The sequence below is a fragment of the Photorhabdus sp. RM71S genome (genome assembly GCF_042879355.1).
In the GTDB taxonomy this organism is placed as follows: Bacteria; Pseudomonadota; Gammaproteobacteria; order Enterobacterales; family Enterobacteriaceae; genus Photorhabdus; species Photorhabdus kayaii.
This window is the reverse complement of sequence record NZ_JBHFKV010000223.1, coordinates 1-390: the sequence shown is the minus strand read 5'-3', so window position 1 is coordinate 390 and position 390 is coordinate 1. Positions and strand designations below refer to the sequence as shown.

At 64.4% G+C, this 390-nt stretch carries 1 pseudogene; it reads left to right on the top strand.

Annotation, left to right across the window (positions count from 1 at the left end):
* Positions 1–207 (top strand): annotated as a pseudogene (locus tag ACGF5R_RS24625) (hypothetical protein); the annotation flags it as partial.
* Between the last annotated feature and the right edge of the window lie 183 nt (positions 208–390).

Sequence of the window (390 nt, the reverse complement as noted above, 5' to 3'; positions counted from 1 at the left end):
GCCGCCATTCAACATAATGTGGCATTAAGCGCAATGGGCCTGAACGGCCCGCCACGCTTAACGGAACATTATGTCGGCGCCGCCCACCCAAGGGCGCTGCGCGGTTACCTTACCCCCGGTGAGCGGCTGGCCGCCGGGTTGAGCTTCTCAGCCCCAGAGGCGCACCGGGTTCGCTCGCTCACCCTCTGCTGTCAGTATCAGTGCTAAAATCCACCACCGCAGTCGCCGCCGTCCGTGGCGGCTCCGGCACCCAAATCTACCTGAAACTGTTGCCGGTCAGCCTGTTAAGGTCAACAGCCCTGAAAGCAGGCCAGCGAGCTGGCTGCGGTTTATTGCCCCCACCCCAACCCCGCTGCACTGGCTGCGCCCGGCTCGCAGTCGCAGGCTCCT